The organism is Rhizobium sp. NZLR10 (assembly GCF_019685125.1).
In the GTDB taxonomy this organism is placed as follows: Bacteria; Pseudomonadota; Alphaproteobacteria; order Rhizobiales; family Rhizobiaceae; genus Rhizobium.
In genome coordinates this window covers 139,342-165,060 of record NZ_JABDWE010000001.1, presented here as the reverse complement: position 1 = coordinate 165,060, position 25,719 = coordinate 139,342, and the positions used below count along the sequence as shown (strand labels likewise).

At 59.8% G+C, this 25,719-nt stretch carries 29 protein-coding genes and 1 pseudogene; 17 read left to right on the top strand and 13 right to left on the bottom strand.

Annotated features, from left to right (window positions below; genetic code table 11):
- Nucleotides 1–262 precede the first annotated feature (262 nt).
- From HJB82_RS00755 to ppk2, 3 genes are all read left to right on the top strand, one after another.
- Nucleotides 263–652, top strand: coding sequence for a nuclear transport factor 2 family protein (locus HJB82_RS00755; protein WP_207585045.1), 390 nt, complete (start codon nucleotides 263–265; stop codon nucleotides 650–652).
- Between the two features lie 72 nt (nucleotides 653–724).
- Nucleotides 725–1,576, top strand: coding sequence for a helix-turn-helix domain-containing protein (locus HJB82_RS00750; protein WP_207585046.1), 852 nt, complete (start codon nucleotides 725–727; stop codon nucleotides 1,574–1,576).
- A gap of 108 nt (nucleotides 1,577–1,684) precedes the next feature.
- Nucleotides 1,685–2,599 carry a polyphosphate kinase 2 gene (gene ppk2 / locus HJB82_RS00745; RefSeq protein ID WP_141335705.1) on the top strand — a complete coding sequence of 305 codons (915 nt, stop codon included), beginning with the start codon at nucleotides 1,685–1,687 and terminating at the stop codon, nucleotides 2,597–2,599.
- Between the two features lie 125 nt (nucleotides 2,600–2,724).
- Here the strand turns inward: ppk2 and HJB82_RS00740 are convergent, their stop codons facing one another.
- On the bottom strand, nucleotides 2,725–3,600 hold the full coding sequence (locus HJB82_RS00740; protein ID WP_207585047.1) for an aldo/keto reductase family oxidoreductase: 876 nt from the start codon (nucleotides 3,598–3,600) through the stop codon (nucleotides 2,725–2,727).
- 96 nt (nucleotides 3,601–3,696) lie between these two features.
- Between HJB82_RS00740 and HJB82_RS00735 the strand changes: the two genes are divergently transcribed.
- Nucleotides 3,697–4,608: a LysR family transcriptional regulator gene (locus HJB82_RS00735; protein ID WP_207585048.1), complete on the top strand. Its 912-nt coding sequence runs from the start codon at nucleotides 3,697–3,699 to the stop codon at nucleotides 4,606–4,608.
- 16 nt (nucleotides 4,609–4,624) lie between these two features.
- Here HJB82_RS00735 and HJB82_RS00730 read toward each other — a convergent pair whose 3' ends face one another.
- The 4 genes from HJB82_RS00730 to HJB82_RS00715 form a co-directional block, all read right to left on the bottom strand.
- Nucleotides 4,625–5,104 (bottom strand): pyridoxamine 5'-phosphate oxidase family protein, encoded by a 480-nt coding sequence (locus HJB82_RS00730; RefSeq protein WP_221139410.1) that lies wholly within the window; start codon nucleotides 5,102–5,104, stop codon nucleotides 4,625–4,627.
- A 128-nt stretch (nucleotides 5,105–5,232) separates the two neighbouring features.
- Nucleotides 5,233–5,427 (bottom strand): hypothetical protein, encoded by a 195-nt coding sequence (locus HJB82_RS00725; protein WP_116409581.1) that lies wholly within the window; start codon nucleotides 5,425–5,427, stop codon nucleotides 5,233–5,235.
- A gap of 61 nt (nucleotides 5,428–5,488) precedes the next feature.
- Nucleotides 5,489–5,722 (bottom strand): 30S ribosomal protein S21, encoded by a 234-nt coding sequence (gene rpsU, locus HJB82_RS00720; RefSeq protein WP_207585050.1) that lies wholly within the window; start codon nucleotides 5,720–5,722, stop codon nucleotides 5,489–5,491.
- Between the two features lie 26 nt (nucleotides 5,723–5,748).
- Entirely contained in the window at nucleotides 5,749–5,958 is a 210-nt protein-coding gene (locus HJB82_RS00715) for a hypothetical protein (RefSeq protein ID WP_207585206.1), read from the bottom strand.
- A 392-nt stretch (nucleotides 5,959–6,350) separates the two neighbouring features.
- Between HJB82_RS00715 and HJB82_RS00710 the strand changes: the two genes are divergently transcribed.
- From HJB82_RS00710 to HJB82_RS00690, 5 genes are all read left to right on the top strand, one after another.
- A complete protein-coding gene (locus HJB82_RS00710; RefSeq protein WP_207585051.1) occupies nucleotides 6,351–7,064 on the top strand; it encodes an Ig-like domain-containing protein in 714 nt (237 codons plus the stop codon).
- A 174-nt stretch (nucleotides 7,065–7,238) separates the two neighbouring features.
- On the top strand, nucleotides 7,239–7,427 hold the full coding sequence (locus HJB82_RS00705) for a hypothetical protein (protein ID WP_207585052.1): 189 nt from the start codon (nucleotides 7,239–7,241) through the stop codon (nucleotides 7,425–7,427).
- Between the two features lie 482 nt (nucleotides 7,428–7,909).
- On the top strand, nucleotides 7,910–9,409 hold the full coding sequence (locus HJB82_RS00700) for a DUF4173 domain-containing protein (protein ID WP_221116824.1): 1,500 nt from the start codon (nucleotides 7,910–7,912) through the stop codon (nucleotides 9,407–9,409).
- A gap of 47 nt (nucleotides 9,410–9,456) precedes the next feature.
- Nucleotides 9,457–10,161, top strand: coding sequence for a response regulator (locus HJB82_RS00695; protein WP_207585054.1), 705 nt, complete (start codon nucleotides 9,457–9,459; stop codon nucleotides 10,159–10,161).
- Nucleotides 10,161–11,168, top strand: coding sequence for a HAMP domain-containing sensor histidine kinase (locus HJB82_RS00690; RefSeq protein WP_221116825.1), 1,008 nt, complete (start codon nucleotides 10,161–10,163; stop codon nucleotides 11,166–11,168). Before HJB82_RS00695 ends, HJB82_RS00690 begins: the two co-directional genes overlap by 1 nt.
- A gap of 63 nt (nucleotides 11,169–11,231) precedes the next feature.
- Here the strand turns inward: HJB82_RS00690 and HJB82_RS00685 are convergent, their stop codons facing one another.
- Nucleotides 11,232–11,825: a TetR/AcrR family transcriptional regulator gene (locus HJB82_RS00685; protein ID WP_221116826.1), complete on the bottom strand. Its 594-nt coding sequence runs from the start codon at nucleotides 11,823–11,825 to the stop codon at nucleotides 11,232–11,234.
- 117 nt (nucleotides 11,826–11,942) lie between these two features.
- Between HJB82_RS00685 and HJB82_RS00680 the strand changes: the two genes are divergently transcribed.
- Nucleotides 11,943–12,371, top strand: a complete 429-nt coding sequence (locus HJB82_RS00680; protein ID WP_207585057.1) for a Tautomerase enzyme — start codon at nucleotides 11,943–11,945, stop codon at nucleotides 12,369–12,371.
- Nucleotides 12,372–12,449: 78 nt separating this feature from the next.
- Complete coding sequence (locus HJB82_RS00675; protein WP_221116827.1) at nucleotides 12,450–12,845, top strand: VOC family protein; 396 nt, start codon at nucleotides 12,450–12,452, stop codon at nucleotides 12,843–12,845.
- A 52-nt stretch (nucleotides 12,846–12,897) separates the two neighbouring features.
- On the opposite strand, the gene HJB82_RS00670 is transcribed toward HJB82_RS00675, so the two are convergent.
- From HJB82_RS00670 to otsB, 7 genes are all read right to left on the bottom strand, one after another.
- Complete coding sequence (locus HJB82_RS00670) at nucleotides 12,898–13,662, bottom strand: SDR family NAD(P)-dependent oxidoreductase (RefSeq protein ID WP_207585059.1); 765 nt, start codon at nucleotides 13,660–13,662, stop codon at nucleotides 12,898–12,900.
- 41 nt (nucleotides 13,663–13,703) lie between these two features.
- Nucleotides 13,704–14,432 (bottom strand): SDR family oxidoreductase, encoded by a 729-nt coding sequence (locus HJB82_RS00665; RefSeq protein ID WP_207585060.1) that lies wholly within the window; start codon nucleotides 14,430–14,432, stop codon nucleotides 13,704–13,706.
- Nucleotides 14,433–14,459: 27 nt separating this feature from the next.
- Nucleotides 14,460–15,719 carry a sugar ABC transporter permease gene (locus HJB82_RS00660; protein ID WP_207585061.1) on the bottom strand — a complete coding sequence of 420 codons (1,260 nt, stop codon included), beginning with the start codon at nucleotides 15,717–15,719 and terminating at the stop codon, nucleotides 14,460–14,462.
- Complete coding sequence (locus HJB82_RS00655) at nucleotides 15,716–16,537, bottom strand: ATP-binding cassette domain-containing protein (RefSeq protein ID WP_207585062.1); 822 nt, start codon at nucleotides 16,535–16,537, stop codon at nucleotides 15,716–15,718. The genes HJB82_RS00660 and HJB82_RS00655 overlap by 4 nt, the downstream gene beginning before the upstream one ends.
- 71 nt (nucleotides 16,538–16,608) lie before the next feature.
- Nucleotides 16,609–17,682, bottom strand: a complete 1,074-nt coding sequence (locus tag HJB82_RS00650; protein ID WP_221139409.1) for a sugar ABC transporter substrate-binding protein — start codon at nucleotides 17,680–17,682, stop codon at nucleotides 16,609–16,611.
- Nucleotides 17,683–17,932: 250 nt separating this feature from the next.
- Nucleotides 17,933–18,817 carry an AraC family transcriptional regulator gene (locus HJB82_RS00645; RefSeq protein ID WP_207585064.1) on the bottom strand — a complete coding sequence of 295 codons (885 nt, stop codon included), beginning with the start codon at nucleotides 18,815–18,817 and terminating at the stop codon, nucleotides 17,933–17,935.
- Between the two features lie 201 nt (nucleotides 18,818–19,018).
- The gene (otsB, locus tag HJB82_RS00640; RefSeq protein WP_221116885.1) at nucleotides 19,019–19,798 is read right to left on the bottom strand and encodes a trehalose-phosphatase; all 780 of its coding nucleotides are present in this window, start codon (nucleotides 19,796–19,798) and stop codon (nucleotides 19,019–19,021) included.
- 124 nt (nucleotides 19,799–19,922) lie between these two features.
- Here otsB and HJB82_RS00635 point away from each other — a divergent pair, with 124 nt between their 5' ends.
- From HJB82_RS00635 to HJB82_RS31965, 6 genes and pseudogenes are all read left to right on the top strand, one after another.
- Nucleotides 19,923–21,008 (top strand): ROK family protein, encoded by a 1,086-nt coding sequence (locus HJB82_RS00635; RefSeq protein ID WP_221139408.1) that lies wholly within the window; start codon nucleotides 19,923–19,925, stop codon nucleotides 21,006–21,008.
- Nucleotides 21,009–21,928: 920 nt separating this feature from the next.
- Complete coding sequence (locus HJB82_RS00630; RefSeq protein WP_207585066.1) at nucleotides 21,929–22,768, top strand: transporter substrate-binding domain-containing protein; 840 nt, start codon at nucleotides 21,929–21,931, stop codon at nucleotides 22,766–22,768.
- Nucleotides 22,769–22,935: 167 nt separating this feature from the next.
- Nucleotides 22,936–23,598 carry an amino acid ABC transporter permease gene (locus HJB82_RS00625; protein ID WP_207585067.1) on the top strand — a complete coding sequence of 221 codons (663 nt, stop codon included), beginning with the start codon at nucleotides 22,936–22,938 and terminating at the stop codon, nucleotides 23,596–23,598.
- A gap of 5 nt (nucleotides 23,599–23,603) precedes the next feature.
- A complete protein-coding gene (locus HJB82_RS00620) occupies nucleotides 23,604–24,263 on the top strand; it encodes an amino acid ABC transporter permease (RefSeq protein ID WP_207585068.1) in 660 nt (219 codons plus the stop codon).
- Nucleotides 24,264–24,275: 12 nt separating this feature from the next.
- On the top strand, nucleotides 24,276–25,046 hold the full coding sequence (locus HJB82_RS00615) for an amino acid ABC transporter ATP-binding protein (RefSeq protein ID WP_207585069.1): 771 nt from the start codon (nucleotides 24,276–24,278) through the stop codon (nucleotides 25,044–25,046).
- A 405-nt stretch (nucleotides 25,047–25,451) separates the two neighbouring features.
- Nucleotides 25,452–25,628 (top strand): annotated as a pseudogene (locus HJB82_RS31965) (GntR family transcriptional regulator); the annotation flags it as partial.
- Between the last annotated feature and the right edge of the window lie 91 nt (nucleotides 25,629–25,719).

The following is a 25,719-nucleotide window of genomic DNA, read 5'->3' as shown; positions in this document are numbered from 1 at the left end:
TGCCGGTCTTAGCTTGCCTCAACGTTCTGCGAAGTCGATGAGATCGGTCTCGCCAGCAACAAAGGCTGCGAAATCGGAAGACGATGCGTTTTCGCCTGGCTTATTACACCCGATGTAATTGAGGGCATTCCCCCTCCCGCGATATCAGTGAACGGCCTTCCTGCAGGAGGAACATTCCAGTCCTCAAACAGAAGCGGCCAATCCGGAGGATGTCGACGGCCAAACCGCTGTCAACCGTACGAGGCGGCCGAGGAGAACGACGATGACGACGGTGAACTTTACCAAGCGAGAGCCCCCGGAATGGCTGCTGGCTTTCTGGAAAGAAATCGATGACAAGACCTTCGGCGAAGGCTTCGATTGCCTGGCGCAAAACGCCACCTGCAATCTCGGCGTCGCCGACTGGAAGGGGCGGGAGGCCATTCGCGAGAACCTGCGCGCTTTCATCGATACGGGTTTTTCAGCGCTTCACGATGTGACGGAATATTGGGACGGCGGCTCGCTTAAGATCTTTCGCGGCACTGTCACCATGACACCCGACGAGAAGGCGCAACCGGTCGTCAAGCCTGTCATGACACACTTTTTCTACATGGACGAACGAGAACCTGCCAAAGTTGGTCGCTGGTACGGGTCTGTCGGCCCCGTTGCATTTTAATCCACAAATCGCTGGCGGGAGCGCTATTGCCCGCCAGTTACCAACGGGACGGATAACGGAGACCGCCGGAAGATGAGCTCGACGCACAACCGTTTAAGCAGAGCGCCGACCGAGCTTGGGGCGCAGTTGCGTGCCTGGCGCGGCACGCGAGGCAAGAGCCAGTTGGCACTCTCGCTCGACACCGGCATATCGCAGCGCCAAATCAGCTTCATCGAAAGTGGCCGGAGCACGCCTGGCCGCCACAATCTGCTGCATCTCGCCGACGCCCTGGATGTGCCGTTCCGGGAGCGCAATACGCTGCTGCTCGCCGCCGGCTATGCGCCTATTTATGCAGAAAACGGTATCGACGATCTTGAAATGAAAAGCGTCACGGATGTGCTTAAACGCATGCTTTTTCAGCATGAACCATTTCCGGCCGTGGTGATGGACCGGTATTGGAACGTGGTGATGGCCAACGATGCGACGCAGCGCTTCTTCAATTGCTTCATCGACATGGCAGCACGGGAAAAACCGCGCAATCTGCTGCATCTGATATTCGATCCGGCCGGTTTGCGGCCCTTCATTCCGAACTGGGAGGAAACGGCAAGAAGCCTGATGGCGCGGATATTCAGGGAGTCCGTCGGCCGCGTCATCGACATGCGCACCAAGGCACTGATCGACGCGCTGCTTGCCTATCCGGATGTGGATAGTGCCTGGAAGGTCTCCACGACAGCGGACAGCACACCCGTCATCCCCTTGTCGTTCATGAAGGATGGGCAGCTTCTAAGTTTCTTCTCGCTGGTGACGACGGTCGGCACCGCACAGACAATAACGACCCAGGAACTGAGGATCGAATGCATGTTCCCGTTGGATGATATCACCGAGATAGAATACGCCAAGCTGATGAAACAGGCCGATGCGCGTCAGCGCCGGACCGTGACGTGAGCGACCACGGCCAAGGCAGAGCGCCGATGGTCCACCATCGCTACTTGAACCGTCATACAAACTTCGCAGTGACATGCTCCTGTCAAAAAAAGCAGGAAGGAAAAGCCCATGTCTCAAAACCATCAGGACCAACTCAGCCGGATAAAGGCCGAAATCGCCGACAGCTTCGATGAAGAGCTGGAAATGCAGATGGAGGAAGACCGGCTGGACGATCTGGTCGCCGAAGGAATGTCGGAAGCGGCGGAGCCGACGCTCGAGCGAAAGACCTACTTCCGGGAACTGTTTCGGCTGCAGCACGAGTTGGTGCGGCTGCAGGATTGGGTTCAGCACACGAAGTTGAAAGTGGTGGTGCTTTTCGAAGGCCGCGATTCGGCCGGCAAGGGCGGCGCGATCAAGCGGGTGACCCAGCGGCTCAATCCACGCGTCTGCCGGACGGTTGCGTTGCCCGCCCCGACCGAACGGGAACGCCATCAATGGTATTTCCAGCGCTATGTCCCGCATCTTCCCACAGCCGGCGAAATGGTGCTCTTCGACCGAAGCTGGTACAACCGCGCCGGTGTCGAGCGCGTGATGGGCTTCTGCACCCCTGATGAACTCGAGGAGTTCTTCCGCTCGGTGCCTGAATTCGAGCGGATGCTGGTCCGTTCCGGAATCGTGCTGATCAAATACTGGTTTTCGATCACCGACGAGGAGCAGGAATTCCGCTTCAAGATGCGTATCCACGATCCGCTGAAGCAATGGAAGCTTTCACCGATGGATATGGAAAGTCGCGTCCATTGGGAGGAATATACCAAGGCCAAGGAAGAAATGCTGGCGCGGACGCACACCAAGGATGCACCCTGGTGGGTGGTGCAGGCGGTAGACAAGAAACGGGCGCGTTTGAACTGCATCGCCCATCTTCTCGAACAAATCCCGTACGAGGATGTTCCGAAACCGGAAATCGAGTTGCCGGATCGCATCCGCCATGCCGATTACAACAGGGCGCCGGTTGCGTCTGAAATGCTCGTGCCGGAGCGCTATTGAAGGCATAACCATACCGGCCTTCCCGGCCGGAGATGACGAGCGGATTTCAGCGTCGCTGACGCTTTCGGCTCCGCCACACCACGTGTGAGCGTGGTGTGGCGGTAGCTCGCGGCCTTTGAATGCGATCAGGCGGCGATGTTCCCGATCTGGTTGAGTTCGTCGACAGCCTCATCCGGCAGAACAAGCGCGGCAGCGGCGAGGTTCTCCTTGAGGTGGCCGACGGACGAGGTGCCGGGGATCAGCAGGACGTTCGGGGCGCGGCGCAGCAGCCAGGCAAGTGCGACCTGCATGGGCGTAGCATCAAGGCGTGCGGCGACATTAGACAGGCTGGACGACTGCAGCGGTGTGAAGCCGCCGAGCGGGAAGAAGGGCACATAGGCGGTGCCCTCGCGGGCGAGCTCGTCGATCAGGCGATCGTCGGCCCGATGCGCAAGATTGTACTGGTTCTGCACGCAGACGATCTCGGTGATCCCGCGCCCTTCGGCGATCTGCTTCGCTGTGGCGTTGCTTAAGCCCAGGTGACGGATCAGTCCCTGCCGTTGGAGATCGGCAAGCACCGTCAGGGGTCCTTCGATCGAGCCTTCGGCAGGGCCATGCACGTCGAACATGAGCCTGAGGTTGACGACGTCAAGCACATCCTGACCTAAGTGACGAAGATTGTCGTGGACTGCCGCCGTCAGTTCTTCTGGCGAAAAGGCCGGAATCCATGATCCATCCGCGCCGCGCCGTGCGCCGATCTTGGTGACGATGACGAGGTCGTCACGATAGGGATGGAGCGCTTCACGGATGATCCGGTTGGTGACGTGCGGACCATAGAAATCGCTGGTGTCGATGTGGTTTACGCCGCTTGCGACAGCCTCGCGCAGCACCGCCAAGGCCGCGCCGTGATCCTTGGGCGGGCCAAACACGCCGGGCCCGGCAAGCTGCATGGCGCCGTAGCCGAGCCGTTTGATGCTGCTGTCGCCGAGATTGAAGGTGCCGGCCTGATCGATGGTGGACATGAACTCACTCCTTTCAAGAGTCGACGCCAAGATAGGCGTTGTCGGCGCGCCTGATAATTCGTTACAATCCGCACAGGCTGTGCGGAGTGGCGAACAGTGAAAGTCGATTTGGGTGATCTGAATGCCTTCCTTGCCGTGGCGCGGGCCGGTGGTTTTCGCGAGGGCGCGCGTGCAAACGGCGGCAGTGCTTCCTTCCTCAGCGAGGCGGTGCGTCGGCTGGAGGCCGAGCTCGGTGTGAGGCTGCTCAACCGCACGACACGCAGCGTCGTGCCGACCGAAGCCGGCAAGGGCCTGCTGGAACGGCTCGGCCCTGCCTTGACCGAAGTGGAGTCCGCACTCGATGTGGTCAACGGATATCGCGACAGGCCGGCCGGTGCGTTGCGGCTCAATGTGCCGGTCAGCGCGGCGCGGCTGGTGCTGCCCGCCATCGTTCCGCCATTCCTCGCCGCCTATCCCGACATTCGGCTGGAGGTGATCGCCGACGAGAGCTTCGTCGATGTGCTTGCTGCCGGGTGCGACGCCGGCATCCGCTATGACGAGCGGCTGGAGCAGGATATGATTGCCGTGCCGATCGGCCCGCGTGTTCAGCGCTTTGCCACCGCCGCCTCCCCTGACTATCTCGACCGCCATGGCCGGCCGCAACATCCGAGCGATCTGCTCGGCCATGCCTGTCTGTTGGGCCGCTTTGCCAGTGGTGTGCTGACGACGCCATGGGAGTTCGAACGAGATGGCGAGGTGGTGCGGGTCGAACCTTCAGGACCATTGATCGTCAGGGTCGGCGGCGCGACCGATCTTACCGTCGATGCAGCGATATCGGGCACTGGGATCATCTGCGTTTTCGAGGACTGGCTGCGCCCGTATATTGACAGCGGCGCTCTCGAGCCAATTCTCGAACCCTGGTGGCAGCGGTTTTCCGGGCCATTTCTCTATTATCCTGGACGGCGGCTGGTGCCAGCGCCGCTGCGGGCCTTCATTGATTTCGTCAAGGCCTCGGCCAAGCAGGCTTGAAGAGCGCTGCGATCCGTTAAAGCTTGACCTCGGCGTTGTCGCCCATATCCGGTTTGCTGTTCGAGACCGCTGCAGCTGCCATTTTGATATAGCTGATGATGGTGCCCGGGCTATCCCAATATTCCGCCGAGGACGGGGTAATCTTGAGGATGCGGATGGAGGGATCGTCGGGATTGTCCCACCACGCCTTGGCCGGCGTTGCCCATAATTCCCTGATCTTCTCGCGATCGTTCTGCACCTGGGCCGTCCCAGACACGGAAACATATTTCTGTCCCTTGGTGTCGGCAAAGGCCAGGCACACATTTGGCCAGTGGGCGATCTCGTCGTCCTTGTGGCTGGCCACATCCGTCAGAAAATAGACCGCATTCTCCATCTGGGCGGTATAGGCGGACATCGGGCGGGCGCGCAGATCGTCACTGCTGCGGGTCGTCAGCATGCAAAACCCTATTCTGTCGATCAGCTCCCACACCCGTGTCGCATCATCATGCTCGGCCATCGTCATCTCCATCTGTGCAAAAGACGAAATAACCGTCTGCCGGCGCCGATGTTCCCGTGGTTCATCCCGCCAATTCCCGCAATCGATCGACAGGCGGGATGGAATGTTCCTGCTGCCTGCGTTTATCCTCAATGCACGCTTGGGGTTTCCATGACCATGGCGAAGTCCTCAGCGACCAGTTCACTGACGGCGATCAGGACCTCCTCGCGGGAAAAGCCCGACGTCAATGCGCGTTGGATCAGATCCTGCAGATCCGGCTCCACGACATCGCGGCAATCCTCGAGGCGTTCTTCTGAAACGGTGAGGCTATTGAGTTCGTCCATTGTCTGTCCTTTCCGGGGAATGTTGTCGTCGAAGCCTGGGAAGGCCGGCCGGGATGGCCTGTTAACGGGCGGCCGTCCGCTTCGGCCCGGCGATCAGGCCTTCACGCTGCAGCTTCTTGCGTGCGGCTTTACGGTGCCGACTGATCGCCTGCGCCTTTTCCCTGACGCGTCGTTCGGAGGGCTTCTCATAGGCGCGCCGTTCCTTCATTTCGCGGAACAGCCCTTCGCGCTGCATTTTCTTTTTCAAAACCCTGAGGGCCTGATCGACGTTGTTTTCTCTGACGAGTACCTGCATTTCGAATTCTCCTATGTAAGGGACGCTCAGCCGAGCTGCTCGGCGATGAGCGCCCGCAACTCGCGGCGGGTGAGAAGGCAGGGTGATGGCTTCCAAGTCTTGGCAGCGCGGCGGACGGCCACGTCACCCTCACGCGAGTTCACCACCGCAATCGCAGTGGCTGTATTTGTGTCGTTCAAAAAGAAATCCTTATACCGGCCATTGCCGGCTTCATCGATCGTTGTGGATTTGACCATCGCGCTGCCTCAAGGGCATGCGCCGATTCAGCCGATGTACAAGCGTCTCGTTCCCAAGCCGGCGACGGCTTCGATTTCCGCTTTAGCCCTAAAATAGTTGGCGGAGCGCGCGATTGCAACAGCTGACCCCGATGGCTCGGTTTAACGGCCGGAATCATCCTTAGATATATTCATTGCCGATGTTCAAGTTAGCCGGGTATAGATTCGGTCAAATTTTCTTCAATTTGGTGTGAAAACGAAATTATTCGCCCAGGAATTAAGCAACGCCCATATCGGTTACGAAATTAACCTTTCGTTAAATAACCCATTGACTTGCAGTATTAATAGGTTGTTAAAGGAGCCGCTCGCTGAGGTCGAAACTGACCCGTCTATAACAATTTGAGGAGAGAGCGATGGCTTCGCCGATACACGCAACTGATGATAGTGCAACATTTCTAGAAACTGACGTTATTTCCGGAAATCTCCTTTCCAACGATACATCCGATAATGGCCACCTTTTCCTGCGCGCCTTCGACGGCGAGACCGTTGGCGCCAAAAGCGGCAACAGCCAGATCACCGAAATCCATGGCGACTACGGCACGTTCTTCGTCAAGCCGGACGGCAGCTACACCTATGTCCTGAGCGATGCTGCCAAGATTGGCTTCGCCAACGGCGAATCGTACCAGGAAAAGGTTTCCTACAAGATCTCCGACGGCAGCGGTCATACCGACGTCGGCCTGTTCACCCTGAACATTCAGGGCGTAACCCAGGTCAAGCCGATCGCAGTTGACGATGTCTACAGCTTCACCGAAGGCCATGCCATCGGCGGCAACGTTCTGGACAACGACATTGCCGGCGACAACGGCAAGATGTTCCTCCGTCAGTTCCTGACCACGAAGGTCGACGGCAACCCGAGCGCAACCACCGACGTCGCCGGCACCTATGGTACGTTCCATGTCAAGTCGAACGGCGAATTCACCTACGAGCTGACGCACGATATCGCTGCTGGCGATCATGTCACGGAAGTTCTGCGCTACTACAAGATCTCCGATGGTGACGGCCACACGGACACTGCCAAGGTGACCCTCAACATCACCGGCACGGATGCTCTTCCCCATATCGCTTGATCAATAGATCAGCATGACACAACGCCCGCCGCGCAATCGGCGGGCGTTTTTGCATCTCCGCCTCTCTTGATGCGGGGCCTGGCGGCACCTGACATATTCGGTCGATATAATTCTTTTTAGCTAGTTCTTATAAATGCCGGGGAGGCGTAGTCTCGAAGTTCGGAGGATACGCCCTTGACCGAACACATCGAACCCAAGCAAATTGAGACCGATGAGCTGACGAAAGTCTGGTCCGTTACCGAGTTCTGCGCTCGCCATCGAATAGATACCGAGGAACAAGCGCTGTTGCTCAAACTTTTCGGACCGTTCGCGACAGCCTGCGAACTACTCCACAATGCCAGGCGCGCGCCGAGGTTCAGATAAACCTCCCTTCATTCCTTCGATGATCTTTTCACAAATGCCGGCAAAGTCAGCCGGCAAATGAGACTGCGCCAGGAATGTATTGATTGGGTGAGGCTCGTTCGCTTGGCGGATTGCTTTCCCCGATTGCTGAAATGAGTGCGGCGCCGTCCTCTGCGACCGGGGCCTCCCCGAAAAGCGGAAATGACAAGCCGTTTTCACGCCCGATACGACCTCGCGAGACTTTCCCGGCGTTTCCGCCCCGCGGGCGATTCCTGAATTGCTCCTCACTCTCTGCACAAAATCTGCAATCCGGCGCGGCATCTTCCTGCCATGAACCAGAACGACATGCCGCCCCGCGTTATACCTCCCACTTTGCCGGACCGCCTTCGCAACGACGGTTGGTGGCTGACGGAGACGTGCGGGACACAAGGCCCGCCTTCCCATGCGAGTTCCGCAGTCATGCTCATGACGATCGAAAAGCCGCATCTACGAGAGGAGCAGCAATGGACACAACAGATATCCTGACGGAAGCAATGCCGATGAGGCGGGGCAGTGGCCGGATGACCGGGCTGTTGGCGCTCGTGGCGCTTTCAGATTTTCTGATCTTTGGCCATGAACCCGGGATAAATATCTTCCTTTTTGCGCTCGCCGTCTGCGCCGCCACTTTGCTTTCGGCCAGCAAGAGACCTCGGCTTTCCCAAGCGATCATGTTGCTCGGCTTTTCGGTTCTGGCGTCGGCGCCGCTGCTGGAATCGCCTTCGCTTACGGGCATTGCCTTTTGCCTCGGCGCCCTGATGTCGGTTGCGCTCGTCAGCGCCAGGCTCCTGCCGCGTCGCCTGTCCGCCGCCCTGCCCCTGGTTTTCTTCCGTTTCGCCCTTGTCGTTCCCCTGCGGCTTGCCGAGGATATCAGGAAATATCTTGCGACACCGGGGAAACGTTACTCTTTCGCCGGAACCCGACAGAGCATCGCCCTCTGGATCATGCCGCTCATTCTTGCAGCGGTCTTCGTATCTCTCTTTGCGGCGGCCAACCCACTTATCGAGATCGCTCTGCGCAGCATCGATTTTGCCGTTCTGCTGCAGTTCCTCGATCTCTGGCGGATCGGCTTCTGGATGATCGTCGCTATTGTGGTTTGGGCGATGTTGCGGCCGCGCCTCAAGCGCCGCGGTGCGAGGTCGCAGGCCGCCAGGGCCTTCATGATCGTGCCCACCAGAAATGCGCCGCTCGGTTATGCCTCGTTGTTGCGGGCGCTCGTCCTGTTCAACGCGCTCTTTGCCGTGCAGACGCTCCTCGATCTCGTCTATCTCTGGGGCGGCGCAGATCTGCCCGATCACATGAGCCGTGCCGAATATGCTCATCGCGGCGCCTATCCGCTGATTGCGACAGCGCTTCTTGCCGCCGGTTTCGTGCTGGTCGCTATGCGGCGCGGTGGTCCCGGCGATCACAGCCCGCTGATCCGCGGCCTCGTCCACACCTGGATCGGCCAGAATATTCTGCTTTGCCTGTCGTCGATGCTGCGGCTTGGGCTTTACGTCGAGGTCTATTCGCTGACGGAATTGCGTGTCGCCGCCGGTCTCTGGATGGGCCTCGTCGCCATCGGTCTTTTCTTGATCCTGCTGCGCATTCTGCTCAGCCGATCCAACGAGTGGCTGATCGCGATGAATCTCGCCTCTCTGCTTGTAGTCGTCTACATCAGCGCCTTCATTGATTTCCCTGATATTATCGCCCGCTTCAATGTCGCCCACAGCCAGGAAATCACTGAGGAAGGTCCACCGCTCGATCTCGATTATCTCTCCTCGCTTGGCCCTTCCGCCATTCCGGCGATCGATCTCTATCTCCACATGCTGCCGGATCAGCTGATCGACAAGAGGAATCAGGCACTGGCGATTCGGTACTATCTCGTCAGGGACTTCGCGCGGCGCCCGCACGACTGGCGGAACTGGACCTTCCGGGCAGCGCGGCTGGAGACCTATCTTCTGTCTCCTGCAGCCATTGCAAGATAGAACGAGAACGATAACAACAGGCACGACAAACAACGCAGGACTGGTGGATGGCGCCCCGAATTCTCGTCGTCGATGACGAACCTCACATCCGCGATGTGATCTGCTTCGCCCTCGAGCGTGCCGGCTTGACACCGACGGCGGTCCGCAGCGGAACCGAGGCGATGACGGCATTCCGGCGCGCCAACATCGATCTCATCATTCTCGATATCGGCATGCCCGATATGGATGGTCTGGAAGTGTGCCGCCAGATCCGCAAGACATCGGGATTGCCGATCCTGTTTCTTTCCGCACGCGACGAGGAGATCGACAGGGTGCTGGGGTTGGAAATCGGCGGAGACGATTACGTCACCAAACCGTTCAGCCCGCGCGAACTCGTCGCCAGGGTCAAGGCGATCTTGAAGCGCAGCGGCAATGAACCCGCGCCTGAAAGGCGTCACGCCATCTTTATCGCCGGCGAACTCAGCCTCGATCGCCACGGCAGGACGGTCATGTTCGGCGACAGGGCCATCACGATGACGGCGCTCGAATTCGCCATCCTGGACGCATTGTTGTCACGCCCCGACATGGTCTTCAGCCGCGAACGACTGATGGAGGCGGCCTATGGCGCTGGAACCTATGTCGCCGACCGAACGATCGACAGTCATATCCGCAACATCAGGGCCAAGTTCCTGGCGGCCGGCGGCCAGGGGATCATCGCGACGGTTCACGGCATCGGCTTCAAACTCGGCGGTGAAATCGGGAGGAATGCCTGATGCCGGTACCGAAAGTCAGGATGAAATGGCGCCCGACGCTGGCGCTGATCGTCTATGTCGTGCTTCTCGCCGTCATGGCGCTGCCGATCCTGATCGTCATCTGGTTCCGCGCCGTGGAAGTGAGTTCGAACCGGATGGCGCCGGCGGAAATGGTCGCCCTCGCCGTCGTCTTCATATTGACGCTCGGCGTCGCCTATGTGCTGACGCGCACCATCACCGGCCCGATCGACGCCTTGATCGCCCGCACGGAAGAGATCGCCCGGGGCGGTAAGCGGGCGATCCGGCCGCTGGACAGCTATGGAACGCGCGAGATCGCCGTCCTGTCGCAGAGCTTCCTCGATCTCGCCGGAAGACTGGTCGATCGCACCGAATATGTCCGCTCCTTTGCCGCCCACGTCTCCCACGAACTAAAGTCGCCGCTGACGGCGATCCGCGGTGCGGCGGAGCTTTTGCGCGACGACGATGCCGAAAAGGCGATGACGAAGGCGCAGCGTTTGCACTTTCTCGATAATATCGTCGTCGATGCAGCTCGGCTCGACGCGCTGTTGCTGCGGCTGAGGGAGCTTGCCCAAGCAGAAATCCCTCTAGCCGAGGGCAAAAGCAGCATCAGGGACATCCTGTCCTCGCTGCGCCGGCAATTTCCATCCCTCGATATCTCCGGTAAAGGCGATACGGACATATCGGTTGCTCTTCCCCGAGAAGCAGCCGGCATCGTTTTTGCCAATCTCGCCGAGAATGCCTTTCAGCATGGCGCCACGCTATTGGAACTCAGCGCGTCAGCCGATGTCCGGACAACCGTTGTTCTTGTCCGAGACGACGGCGGCGGTATTTCCGAGGCAAATCGCCAACATGTCTTTCAGCCGTTCTTTTCAACCCGCCGCGAACAGGGCGGCACCGGCATGGGTCTCGGCATCGTTCGCGCCATGCTGAGCTCCCATGGCGGTACGATCCGCCTGCTGCCGACGACCGGCGCAGGTGCCGAGTTCGAAATCACCATGCCCGTGTAGTTCTCGCAGGGTTGGGAACACGTGTGCGCAGTCCTGAACCCAAACGCCATCGCCGCATGCGGATTAGCTTCCAGGCTTTATCGCTGTCAACGCAGCCTGCGCGATGACCTCTGCAATGCGTTCGGAGAGTGCCGGGTCGGAAACGGCGCGCGCGAGGGTAACACCGCCACTCAGCATGGCGAGGAGCAGGATCGCCTGGTCTTCCCGCACAATGTCGGATCGGCCGTCTATCTCCGGCAGGCCGGCGGCGACTTCTTCGACGAGGCGTTTGATCTCTGCCGTATAAGCGCTTCGCGTTTCATCGTCCGCACGCATCACATCGGGCGAAAGGCTCGGCAGAGCACAGCTCTCGCCCAGATCGCAGGTTCTTTTATAACCGAGATAGTAGCCGACGAAGGTCGTCAGCCAGTCTTTCGGTTGATTGGTCTTCAACGCGGCGATTCCTTGCCGCAGTTCTTCGAGGCCTTCCAGCACGGCTGTGCGAAAGGCTTCGGCCTTCGACTTGAAATGTCCGTAGAAGGCGCCGTTTGTCACGCCGGCGGCCTTCGTCAGCGCATCGATACCGGCACCGCCATAGCCGTCCTTGCGGAAGATCTGTCCTGCGGCTGCGAGGACGCGGGCGCGGGTTTCTGATTTGTGTTCGGCGCTATAACGCATGAATGCCTCAATAAGAGTGAACGCTCTTTATTGCTTGCTAAGAGAGCGATCGCTGTGTATCTATAAAGAGTGATCGGTATATCACAAGCGGTCACGATTCAAAGAGGGAGATATCCGATGCCTATCACACTCACCGTTCCGGAAGGCCTGCTCTCGCCGGAGGCCCAGGCGCAAGCCTTTGCCGGCTTGACGGACGCGTTGCTCGATGTAGCCGGTTTGACCGGCAATGCCTTCATGACCGCCAATGTCATCGGCACGATCAACGTGCTGCCGCGCGAGCACGTGCTTGCGGCGGGAAAGCCGATCGCTGCGGCATTCGTCGAACTCAAATTGCCGGAGGTCGCGCTGGTAAGCGCCGAAGCGAAACAGGCCTTCATCGAAAAAGCGGCCGATGTCGTCGAACAGGCCGCCGAAGGCCGGCTCAAGCGCGATCATATTTGGTCGAACATCGTCTACGCGCCCGAAGGGGCGTGGGGAATCGCCGGCCACAGCTACAGCAATGCGGATTTCGTCGGCGCCATCCAGGGCACGGCCGCCGCGTTGTAAGGGTCGCGGTGCATGCGCGGAAATCTCAGACCTGATTCAGCAATGCGTCGCCATCCGGCGGCGCGACGGAGCGAGATCATGCAGCTTGCCAACTATCTATTCTTTTCCACCGGCTGCGAGGAGGCGCTGGCCTTTTATGCCGAATGCGGGCTTGGCCGGGTCACGCAATTGAAGCGCCACGGCGCGGACGGAATGCCCATTGCCAGCGAAGCTATGCGGGGCAAGGTGATGCACGCTCGCTTCGAAGGGCTTGGTGTCTTGTTCTTCGCCTCGGACAATCACGATGCGGAGCCGATGCGAGGCTCCGCCCACATGTTGATCTTGGATGACCGCGACAGGACCGACGGGCTTTTCGCCCGGCTCGCCGAAGGCGGCAAGATAACGACACCGCTCGCGGTCCAGCCATGGGGGAGCTATTACGGCAAACTCACCGATCGTTTTGGTGTCCAGTGGATGCTCGACTGCTTGGCGTGAGCATATGCCGCTCATGGGCGATATGCTTCGCTCTCCTCTCAGTGTCTGGCCATTATCGTGTCGTATAGCCGCCATCGATCACCAGCACTTCGCCGGTGACATAGCTTGCCGCTGCCGAGCAGAGGAACAAGGCGGCCCCCGCCACCTCTTCCGGCTGCCCGACCCGTCCCATCGGGGTCATGCTGCGCCAGGTCGGGAACCAGTCGGGATTGGCGATGCCGCCGCGCGACAGATCGGTCTCGATATAGCCCGGCGCAATGGCGTTGACGCGAATATTCTCGGCGGCAACTTCGCTGGCGAGGCTCTTCGTCATCATATGAACCGCCGCCTTGGAGGTGTTGTAGGCGACCTGGTTCTGGGGAATGTTGGAGACGATGCCCGACATCGAGCCGATATTGAGGATGACACCGCCGCCCTGACGCCGCATGGGGGCGAGTGCGGCGCGGCAGGCGCGGAAGACGGCGTCGACATTGACGGTCATGATCTCGCGCCAAATCGCGTCGGAGAACGCGCCGCTGTCGCCATGAATGGCGATGCCGGCATTGTTGACGAGGATGTCGAGCTGGCCCGCCCGTAGGAGCGTCTCCGTGACGAGCGCGTCGGCGGCATCGTCTTTCATCAGGTCGGCGGCGACGAAATCGCAATCGACACCGGCCTTGGCGAGCCTGTCCTCCGCCGCTGCATTGCGCGTCCTTCCCGTGATGAGGACTTTGGCGCCAGCCTCGCCGAGCGCCTCGGCGATGGCAAGCCCGATGCCGCGCGTGCCGCCGGTCACCAGCGCTACCTTTCCATCTAAGCGAAACCTATCGAAGATCATCTCCGTTTCCTTCCGTGATTTTCAGAGCCGGTACAAACGCGTCAGATATCCGTGCTCTGCGGCAGGATGACGAGATCGCGGATCGTGATGTTGCGCGGACGCGTCAGCATGAAGAGCACCGCTTCGGCCACCTCCTTCGGCTCCATCAGGCCGCCGGCGGCAAGTGCTTCATCCAACTTCTCCTGCGGCCAGTCGCTGAGAAGGGCCGTGACGACTGGGCCTGGAGCGACGGCGCCGACGCGCAAGCCATGTTTGGCCACCTGTCGCCTCAGTGTATGGACGAATGCCTGAACCGCATGTTTCGAGGCCGTGTAGATCGGCTCCCAGACGACGGGGATCAAGCCGGCGACGGAACTGGTGAGGATGATATCTCCGGTCCTGCGTTCGACCATGTGCGGCAGCACGGCATGCACCGAGCGGAAGGCGGCATTGACGTTCAGGTTGAGCATCCGGTCCCACGCGTCGGGGTCGCCGCCCAGTACCTCGCCGCCGATATAGGAGCCGGCATTGGCGTGGAAGATATCCAACTGGCCTGCCTTCTTCAGAATCTGCGGCATCATCCCTTCGACGCTTTTCGGATCGGTTAGATCGATGACCAACGGAATGGCGTTCGCGTCGAGTTTCGAGCAGATTTCCTTCAATGCCTCCTCGTTACGATCGACCAACACCACCTGGGCGCCGGCGGCAAGCAGGGCCTTGGCGCATTCGAGGCCGATACCCGATGCCGCTCCGGTGACGGCCGCGACTTTTCCAGACAGATCCTGTCTCATTTTCTTCCTCTGCTTTCTTGATGGGTTTTAGGCCCGGCCGTGCGAAATCCGCGATCGGCGTGCCAACGAGTCGACGATGACGGCGACGGCGAGAACGGCGCCGGTGATCATGTATCGAAGCGATGACGACAGATCGAGAAGCGTCAGCCCGCTGGCGATCGACTGAATGACGATGATGCCGAGAAGGGCTGAATAGGCGCTGCCGCGCCCGCCGAACAGGCTCGTGCCGCCGATGACCGCCGCAGCGATGGCGTTGAGATTGACGTCGCCGGTGCCGGCCTGCTGACTTGCTGTCGCCAGCCGGGCAGCTGAAAGCACGCCGCCGGTTGCCGCAAGCAAGGCGCATATGACGAAGGCGCTCGTATAGATGCGCGAGACGTTGATGCCAGAGCGGCGGGCGGCCTCCCTGTTGCCGCCGACGGCATGCATGGAGCGTCCCCATTTGGTGCGCATCAGCGCATAGTTCATGACGGCAACGAGTCCGACGAAAAGGCCGAACATCCATGGAACGCCGCGCGACTGGTTGAGATAGAATGCGACAGCTTCCAAGGCGGCGGTGATGATGACGGCGCGAAGGAGCAGCCCCCGGGCCGATTTCGCCGACAGGCCGGCTGCCCGCCGGCGCGCCGCCGTGCGGTAGCTGGAGAAGAAGAATGCAATGCCGGCAAGGGCTACCAGCAGATAGGCGATCGGGTCCGGCATGACCATGATCTGGCCGAAACTCACGAGCCAGGAACCATAGGGCAGATTGATCGAACCGGTCGCTCCGAGGATATAGAGCTGCAGGCCGAGAACCGCGAGCAGCCCGGATAGGGTGGAGACGAAGCTCGGCATGCCGAAGCGGTTGAACAGGAAGGCGTAGAGAGAGCCGATCAGAGCGCCGACGACCATGGCGACGAGGACCGCCAGGACCACCGGCCAGCCCTGGTTGACCCAGAAGACGCCGACCAGCGCCGAGGCGAAGCCGCTGACCGAGCCGACGGAAAGATCGATCTCGCCCACCATCAGGATGCAGACGATACCCAGCGAGATGACGCCGACCGTCGAGCAGTCGAACAGCATGTTGACGAGATTGGCGCTGGAGAGAAACACTGGATTGAGCGCTTGGAACACCGTCCAGATGATTGCCAGGCCAACAATGACCGGCAGCGAGCCGAGGTCGCCGGCGCGGATGCGATCCCAAAAGGCGCGGATTGAGCCGGCAAGACTATCGTCATGGCGCACTCTTTCGTCACGCCGGTCGAGGAGCGCAGGTGCTGCCGGTTCATTCTGGATGGTCTTCATCATGGCCTGCCCTCCTCGTTCTGCTGGCTTTGCGCCTGGCGGCGCGACGCGCGGCGGGAGACGGAATTGTTGGATGCGCCGGTGATCGCGCTGACGAGCTCTTCGTTGGAAGCATCGGGCAGCAGAGTGCCGTTGTTGCGGCCGAGCCGAAGGACGACAATGCGATCGGCAACGGCGCGCACATCCTCCATATTGTGGCTGATCATGATGACGGCGAGTCCGCGTTCCCGTACGCGCTCGATCAGATCCAGCACTTCGGCGGTCTGGGCAACGCCAAGCGCTGCGGTGGGTTCGTCGAGCATGATCAGTTTCGGCTCGAGCAGCAGCGATCGGGCGATCGCCACGGTCTGGCGCTGTCCGCCGGACAATGAGGCGACGGGCTCGCGTACGCTTGGGATTCGGGCCGAAAGCTCGTTCAAAAGCTTCCAGGCACGGATCTCCATGGCGACCTCATCGAGCTGGAAAGGATTGAGCTCCTTGCCGAGAAAGATATTGGCGACGACATCGAGATTCTCGCAAAGCGCCAAATCCTGAAAGACGGTTGCAATGCCGAGCCCGAGGGCAGCACTTGGGCTCGGCAGATTGACTGGCTCACCCTCAAACAGGATCGCGCCTGAGCTTGGTTGGTGTACACCGGCCAGGATCTTGACCAGCGTCGATTTGCCGGCGCCGTTGTCGCCGACGAGTGCCACGACCTCGCCGGCATGGACATCGAGTTCGATATCGGTGAGTGCCGACACCGCCCCGAAGTTCTTCGATATTCCGCGCAGGCTGAGGACGGGCTGGCGGGAAGGGTCAAGAGTATGAGAGGTTTCAGACATCGCCTGGCCTTTTGGAAAAAGCGAAACGGCAAGCGCGACCGGCGGACCGGCCGCGCTTTCCCTTGGTTCGATTACTTGGTGATGCCGAGCTTCTTGCAGCCGTCGGCGTAGCGGCCGGTGCACAGCTCCTCGGCGGTGTTGATCTTCTTGTCGATGATCTCGGCCTTGAGGTTCTCGGCAGTGACGACCGCAGGCACGAAAAGCTGTGCCGGCGTGTCGTAAAGCGTCATTTCGGCCTTCGGCGTTTCTCCAGCCAGGAGCTTGACGGCAACGTCGGCAGCGGCAGCCGCAACGACTTCGCTCGGTTTGGAGATCGTGTTGTACTGATCCCCCGATATGATCAGCTGCAGTGCAGCGATCGTCGCATCATTGCCGGTCACCGGCGGCACGGGATCGACACCCGCTGCCTTGAAGGCTGCAATGGCGCCGCCACCGGTGCCGTCATTGGCGGCGACCACGCCGACGATCTGTTTGCTGAAGCGGGTGATCTGACCGGCTGCCCATTGCTGGGCATTCGCCGGCTGCCAGTTCGGCGTGTCGAATTCGGCAAGCGTCTTGTATCCGCCACTGGCAAGACCATCGTGAATACCGTCTTTGATCAGCCCGGCAGCCGCGTCGGTCGGTGAACCGTTGATCTGCAGGATGCCGCCGCCATCGGTCGGCACTTTCTTAGCCTTCAGATGCTGGACGAGCGATTCCGCGATTGCCTTGCCGATCGCCTTGTTATCGAAGGAGACGTAGAAATCGGCTTTCCCCTTCGGGATAGGACGGTCATAGGCAATGACCTTAACGCCCTGGCTCTGGGCGAGCTGGACGAGAGACGCGGCGGCTGCCGAATCCACCGGATCGAGCACGATAACCTTGGCGCCCTGGGTAATGGCCGAATTGAACTGCTGCTGCTGTTTGGCAATATCGGCATCGGCATTCTGATAGAGAACCTTGCACGAGGCGCAAAGCTTCTTCATTTCCGCGACGAATCCTGGATGGTCGTGCTCTTCGTAACGGGTCGAGCCCTGGTCGGGCATAAGGAATGCGACCGTCGCATCCGAAACGGCGTTTTGCGCGAAGGCGGACGTGCCGCCGAGCAGGGATAGGACAACTGCTGTCGCACCTGCCACCTTGGTTGAGAATTTCATCATTTCCATATCCTCCCGTTGGAAAAAAATTGTGTAGCTTCTTCGTTGCAGTGTTTCGCTGTGGCCGTTCGGCTGAGCGAACCGCCACGCCTGTCCCGGCGGTTTGCCGTTTTCTGAGGACAAGCGTCTCCTCTCGCGAACCGCTCACTGCGCGCTCGCGTTCAATCAATGTCAGTTTTCGTTCCTCCTCCTCGTCCTCCCTATCGCCGTCTTCGGCGAAACGTCGTCCTATTCCCGGGTTCCTGTTCGCTCGGCTGGCTCAGGCCGCTTTCGCTATGTTGATATTGTCGCCCAATAGCCGCCGGAAACGGGAAGGCGTCATGCCTTTTTCCGCGAGAAATTGCCGGTTGAAATTGGACAGATTGTTGAAGCCGACCTCGAAGCAGATGTCGGTGATCGATGCATGGTCGTCGCTCATCAAGATCTGACAGGCGAGGTTGATGCGCAGTCGCTTCACATATTGCACCAGCGACATGCCGGTATGGCGGCGGAAGGCGCGCGAAAAGGCCCCGGCCGATTGCCCGGCAATCCTGGCGAGATCGGCTTCATCGAAGGATTTGGTCAGATTTTCCCTGATGTAGGCGAGTGCCTTGTTGATGCCGGCCGACATGTAGCCCGACGGATCGGGCAGATAGTTCGGGCTGGCAAGAAACTGGGAATCCTGCGCCCGGCTGAGCAGGCCGACGATCATCATGAAGAGCTCGATGCGACGCACACCGTGAGCCTGCTGCACCTCGTTCATCAGGGGAGCAACCTGCCGGCTGGTCTCGGCGCCGAAGAGCACGCCGCGGCGGGAGGCTTCGAGAACCGGATCGAACGGGCCGAGCTCGGCCAGCACCTTCATGGTGTCGCTGATGAAATTCTCGCTGAACTGGATGAGCTGGCATCGAAGCGGAATGCTCGATCCTTTCGGGACATCGCTGATCCAGTTATGAGGAAGATTAGGCCCGGCAAGCACAAGGTTGCCTGGCTCGAACTCGCCGATGAAGTCGCCAACGAAATATCGTCCGGTTGTCGCCACGACGAGATGAAGTTCGTATTCCGGATGAAAATGCCAACGAACCGTATGATAGGGATAGCCATGGGCCTTCGTTGCGAAGGATTCGCCCGGTCTGATCTGAATGACTTCCAAGTCAGGTTCCATTGTTTCCTCCTCCGAGGACGGGTGGTAAGCCCGCGTGCCAAATTCCCTTTTTGGCTTTATTGTTAAGCGGAGTGTAGTGGGCACGTCTCACGCCCGCCACCACGATTTCCAGGCAAAACTGATACTTTTTTGACGATCGACGCTTCGCAGCTGGCGGAAAGACGACAGCAATCGGCATTGCACATCATCCGAGGACATGCTTCAGCCGGCCAAGGCGGCAATGACGTTTCTGACCAGTGCAGAGGAGGACAGCCGGCTCGTGGCACAGCTCGGGGCGCCGATCGCGCCGACCCGCACGGAAACGCCGCCGCGCGCATTGGCGATCGCAAACATCGACTCGTCGGTCAGATCATCGCCGATGGTAATCGGGCAGCGGTTCCTGAAAGGGTCGGACTGGAAAAACCGTTCCAGCGCATCGCCCTTGCTCGATCGTGCGGGACGCAGCTCGAAGACCATCTTGCCGAGCTGCAACGCCCAGTTCGACCCTGCCAGCTCCGCATAGTGGTGCATGCGGTCCTCGAGTACCTTTTCATATTCGGGCGCCAGCCGGTAATGGGCGGCAACGGCGGCGCCCTTGTCCTCGATCAAGACTCCCGGATAGTGCTCGGCTTCCGCAGTCAGCGCGTGCTTCAGCGCCTGAAACTCAGGTGTCGCCTCGACCGTCTGCATTCCCGCGGCGCTCCTGATTTCCGCGCCATGAAGGCCTGCCGTCGGAAATGCAAAGGGTTTGAACAGCGTGTCTGCATAAGCAAGCGACCGTCCGGTGACCAGTGCCAAGGCGCCGCCAAGCTTGTTCGACAGGCGGTGAAGTTGCCCGGGAAGCGCCTCCGGAACTTCGATCGCGTCCGGCGTGGGCGCAAGATTGAGCAGCGTCCCGTCGATATCGAGAAACATCGCCCAATGATCCGGCTCTTCCAAGACCAGTGAAAGCATTTCCTGGGTGGCGCTATCGTCCTGCACGGGATTCTCCAAACGCTGCAGTCATTGAAGCTAGGTCGCCAAGCGATGAGGGCAAGGTGAGCTTTCCGACTCCGGAACATCAAGCGGCTGGTCCGCGTTGTATCTCGCCGCCCGTTCGAGCACTCGCGCCGTAGAAGGTATTTTGATGGCCAAAAGCAGTTCCGAGCCCCGTGATGAGCTCAATGCCCCGCTGGCACATGGCGCGTTAAACCTGCCATTGGTGACGATCGACGACTACAACAACGAGCTGCGTGACAAGAATGGTTTCGTTGGCGACAACGCCAACAAGAAGACTTTTCAAATGAAGCTTGACGATTGGAGAAAACGCATCCGCAAGGTCGGAGACGACCCGATCGGCAAGACCGCGACGGCGAAGCTTTCCAAGAAGAAGATCGATGCCTTCCTCAAGGGCGACGACATGGAGGCAGCGGCATTGATCATGGGGGCGGTGGAAGACTTCGCTCAGGATTTTGCCGACGTGATCGGAAAGTTCCTGAAAGACAAGCGCTGGGGCAAGACGGAACGCATCGTCGTTGGCGGCGGCTTCCGGCAGAGCCGGTTCGGCGAGCTGACCATCGCCAGGACCATGGTTATCCTCAAGGCGGCCGGCATAGACGTCGAGGTCGTGCCGATCGTTCACCATCCTGATGAGGCTGGACTGATCGGCTCGGTCCAGCTGATGCCGCGCTGGATGTTCAAGGGCCACGAGGCGATCCTGGCCGTTGATATCGGCGGCACCAACGTTCGCGCCGGCGTCGTTATATTCGGAAAGGACGACGCGCCGAACTTCGCGGATGCGAGCGTATGGGAATCAGCCATCTGGCGCCATGCGGACGATGAGCCAAGTCGCACCGCAACCATCGAGAAGTTGGCTGCGATGTTGCACGAACTGATCGGCAAGGCGGAGAAGGCCAATCTCAAACCTGCGCCCATCATCGGGATCGCCTGCCCCGGCATTATCAAAGCCGATGGCTCCATCGAACGCGGCGGACAGAACCTGCCGGGCGGAAACTGGGAAAGCGACAGCTTTAACCTGCCCGCCGCGCTGATGAAGGCCATTCCTGAGATCGGCGACGACAGCACATTCGTGATGATGCACAACGACGCCGTCGTGCAGGGATTGTCGCAGATCCCATTTATGACCGACGTGTCGAGGTGGGCGGTACTGACGATCGGTACGGGTCTGGGCAATGCGCATTTCACGAATCGCGAGGCAACGAAGGCGCGATAGGCTCCAACTCCACTGCCCGGGGCGAACCAACCAAAAAAGCCCCGACAGGAAAGAGTGCCCGTTTGCGGAAGATGGAGATGCGATCTGGTCAACCGGGTTAGCGCCAGCTCTGGAGGCCCCTCCCCTTTTTCGCTTGGGAAAAGATGGTGATAACTGCCACGGGTTGTTCTCGGCGGGTTCAAATTGCGCTTATCTCTCCGGCGTCACACAGGCCATGCGCAGACGAAAGATGGATCATGAACTTCAAGGGAATAAGCGCTCCGCTCAATGCTGTCCGTCTCGAACAAATGCTCGGGCTCGTTCCGTCACGCCGCGATCCTGAAACCCGTGATGCAAACGACAAATCTTCCGGCAATGAACCCGCCCGCGGGCTGGAGGCCGAAAACCAGTACCGTTCGCCTGCCTAAATGACAAACGATCTTCCGTAGACGATCTGTGCAAGGTGACGGAAGCCGTTCGCGATGCGTCGGCAATGTCGTTTCGCGCGCAAAATGACCCGATCTGTCAGTATTGCGTGAAGGCAATCGACTATGCTCGGCGGGTTCAGCCAGGCCGCAGCAGCCATGGTCGGGAAACAGCCGCTGCGAGCCGGGGCCTCCTCTCAGGCGGCGGCATCCTCGTGTCGACGGCTTTAAAGTCTGTCTCGCTTCCAACAACGAAGACATCGCCGACCGTTGAGACGCGGCACTGTTCGATTCGATATCCCTTCAGCGAAATGGTCAGCAAGCCTCCGGCGGTCAGCCCCGGTGGCAACAGGAAAATGCTGCACTGCCAAAAAAATCGTCACGCATTTCACTGCGCGTTTTTTCGGCACCACCCATTGACAATTCATCCTTCATGGCACTTGATACATTATTCCAGTAAAACAGACATACGTCCATTATACTGGAATAATGGGAACCATCCATAAGGGGAACGCCATGACCATTTCCTTTCGCACCGGCGTGATGTCGCTGGTCGCCGCCGCCATGTTGTCCACGCCTGTGCTGGCCGACGGCAGCAAGCTCGATGAAGTGCTGGCCCGCGGCCACCTCGTCCTCGGCACGGGCAGCACCAACGCGCCTTGGCACTTTAAGAGCGCAGACGACAAGCTTCAGGGCTTCGACGTCGACATGGGCCATATCATCGCCAAAGCTCTCTTCGGCGATCCTGAGAAAATTGAATATGTGAACCAGTCCTCCGACGCCCGCATCCCGAACATTACCACTGACAAGGTCGACATCACCTGCCAGTTCATGACCGTTACCGGCGAACGCGCCCAGCAGGTTGCCTTTACCATTCCCTATTATCGCGAGGGTGTGGGCCTGATGCTCAAGGCGGACGCAAAATATGCCGACTACGCCGCTCTCAAGGCTGCTGGTTCTTCCGTCACCATCTCGGTTCTCCAGAACGTCTACGCCGAGACAATGGTGCATGCGGCATTGCCGGAGGCGGCCGTCGATCAGTATGATTCCGTCGACCTGATCTATCAGGCCCTGGAGTCGGGACGCGCCGACGCCGTCGCCACCGACCAGTCGTCGCTCGCCTGGTACATGACCCAAAATCCGGGCCGCTATAAGGACGCTGGTTACGGCTGGAACCCGCAGACCTACGCCTGCGCGGTCAAGCGCGGCGACCAGGACTGGCTGAACTTCGTCAACACCGCCCTGCATGAAGCCATGACCGGCGTCGAGTTCGACTTCTACGCCAAGTCCTTCAAGACCTGGTTCGGCAAGGATCTGACGCCACCGCAGATCGGCTTTCCTGTTGAATTCAAGTAACGGCCATGCGGAGCGGGACTGTTCTCCCGCTCCGCTGCGCAGGATGATTTCACGCCGGGTCGTCCTGAAATCTGAATCCTGTTTTCAATTAAACAGTGCGAGCATGATGTCATAAGAAAACCGCGCACAATTTTCGGCATCATGTTCAGTCTGAAAGGGCGGCCCGTATGGGTTACACGTTGAATTTCGGCGCCGTCTGGCGCAATTTCGATTTCCTTTTGAGCGGGCTCGCGCTCAGCCTCGGCCTTGCGGTGATCTCGATCCTGATCGGGGCTGCGATCGGTCTCGCCGTGGCATTCGCGCTGACGTCCAAAAGCCGCTTCGCGGTCGTGCCTGCACGGCTCTATGTCACGGTAATCCGCAACCTGCCGATTCTGGTCCTGGTGCTTTTCGTCTTTTTCGCGCTGCCGCAGATGGGCTTGCGCCTCGACAAGATAAAAAGCTTCGTGCTGGTCCTATCGCTCTATTCCGGCGCCTATCTGGCCGAGGTGTTCCGCGCCGGGCTGTTGTCGATCCCGAGAGGATTGACGGAAGCCGGCCTCGCCATCGGCCTGACGGGAATGCAGATCCGCAGCTCTATCATCGCGCCGTTGATGCTGCGTAACGTGCTGCCATCGTTATCCTCGACGATCATCTCGCTCTTCAAGGACACCTCGCTCGCCGCCGCCATCGCCGTGCCGGAGCTGACCTTTGCTGCCCGCAAGATCAATGTCGAGAGCTTTCGCGTCATCGAAACCTGGATGGTCACATCGGCCCTCTACGTCGTGACCTGTTTCCTCATCGCTGCCGTGATGCGCTTCGTCGAGCGCCGCCTGGCCCTGCCGAGATAGACCTGATGACCCACACCTTTCTCGAACAACTCTGGATCGCCCGCTACGTCATCATCAATGGCGTCGGTGTGACCGTATCGATCTCTCTGCTGGCCATCCTCGCGGGTTCCGTCCTCGGCGTTTTCGTCGGCCTGGCGCTCGTCTATGGCGGCGTTGTTTTACGTGTGGCCGTGCGCGCCTATACCGATATCATCCGCGGCACGCCGGTGCTGGTGCTGGTGCTGGCGAGCTACTATGTCTCTGCCGCTGTCGGTCTCGATCTCGGGCCGTTTTCAGCCGGTGTGCTCGCCCTTGCTATCTTCTGCTCCTCGCATGTCGGCGAAATCGTCCGCGGTGCGCTTCAGGCGATCCCGAAGGGGCAGACTGAAGCCGCCAAGGCGATCGGCCTGACCTTTACCCAGACCTTCACCTCGGTGCTGTGGCCGCAGGCCATGCGCCAGTGCCTGCCGGCCTGGGTGAATACCGCCGCCGAGATGGTGAAGGCCTCGACGCTGCTCTCGGTCATCGGCGTCGCGGAGCTTCTGCTGCGCACGCAGGAGATCATCTCCCGCAATTTCATGAGCCTCCAGTTCTATTTCCTGGCCGGCGGTCTCTATTTCATCGTCAATTACGGCATCGAGCACTTCGGCAAATATGTCGAGCGCAAGACCGCCCTGCCGTCCTGAGGAGTTCCCCCGATGGCCAACACCATTCTCGACATCAAAGGCCTGCGCAAGACTTACGGCATCCACGAGGTTCTCAAAGGCGTCGATTGCGCCGTAGCGGAAGGCGAGGTCATTTCCATCATCGGCTCGTCCGGCTCCGGGAAAACCACTTTGCTGCGCTGCGTCAACATGCTGGAGGAATTCCAGGGCGGCACGATCAGCCTCGATGGCGAGGAGATCGGCTACCGCGCCGAAGGCGCTACGCGGCGCCGCAAGAGCGAGAAGGAAATTGCACGCCAGCGCGCGCTGACCGGCATGGCTTTTCAGCAGTTCAATCTCTTCCCGCATATGAGTGCCGCTGAAAACGTCATGCTCGGTCTCGTCAAGGTGAAGAAAATGACGAAGCCGGAAGCCCGCGCCATCGCGGAAAAATGGCTCGATCGTGTCGGCCTCGCCGCGCGCACCAACCACTATCCCGGACAGCTTTCCGGCGGCCAGCAGCAGCGCGTCGCGATCGCCCGCGCCATCGCCATGTCGCCGAGGCTGATGCTGTTCGACGAAGTGACCTCGGCGCTGGATCCGGAGCTGGTGGGCGAAGTGCTGCAGGTCATCAAGGGGCTTGCCTCCGACGGCATGACCATGCTGCTCGTCACCCATGAAATGCGCTTCGCCTACGAGGTTTCATCGCGCGTCATCTTCATGAACCAGGGCGTTATCTGCGAGGAGGGAGATCCGAAGGAAATGTTCGTGCGGCCGAAGACCGAACGGCTCGCAGAATTCCTCAAAACCTCGAGTTTCAACTAATGCATGTCGCCCGGAAGTGTGCAGCGGTTCCGGGACAACGACATGCATAAAAACAAAGGGCAAAAGCGCGTCGCATGCATCAAATTTGATGCGACGCGCTTTAGACGAAAAAGAGGCCGCGTGGACCATCAGCGTTGCTTACCTGCATGGCGCCCGATCCAAGGCGAGTTTCGACGCGCGGCCGCTCCGTCTTCAAGAAAGAAATCTGCCAACAGGGCAACCGATCGAGGGAACTGTTAGTCCTCGTTGCCAGTGGGCGCCGGCGGCAATGACGACCGGACCAAATGTCGGGACGAGGAGGTGCGGGCGCGCGCACAAATTTCGGTCAATCTGCATTCCCGGCAGGCAAATTCCCGGCCAAGCCTTCGAGACATCTTGAAAATCCTGAACGCAGGATTTTGGCATATGCTTTGCTTTCTCTCTTTTATGCAAGATAGCCACACACCCGAGACCGCGCAGAAGTCCATCGAGGCAACGATCGTCTCCGGGATCCTTTCGGCAAAGATTCGGCCCGGTACGCGTCTCAGCGAAAACCAGCTGGCCGCGCTCTTCGGGGTGTCCCGGACCCGGGTCAGGGAAGCCATGATGCGCTTGGAGACACGCGGCACCGTGCATGTAAGTCCCCGGCGGGGTTGGTTTGTCGTTGAGCCGTCCGCAGAAGAGGCGATCGCTG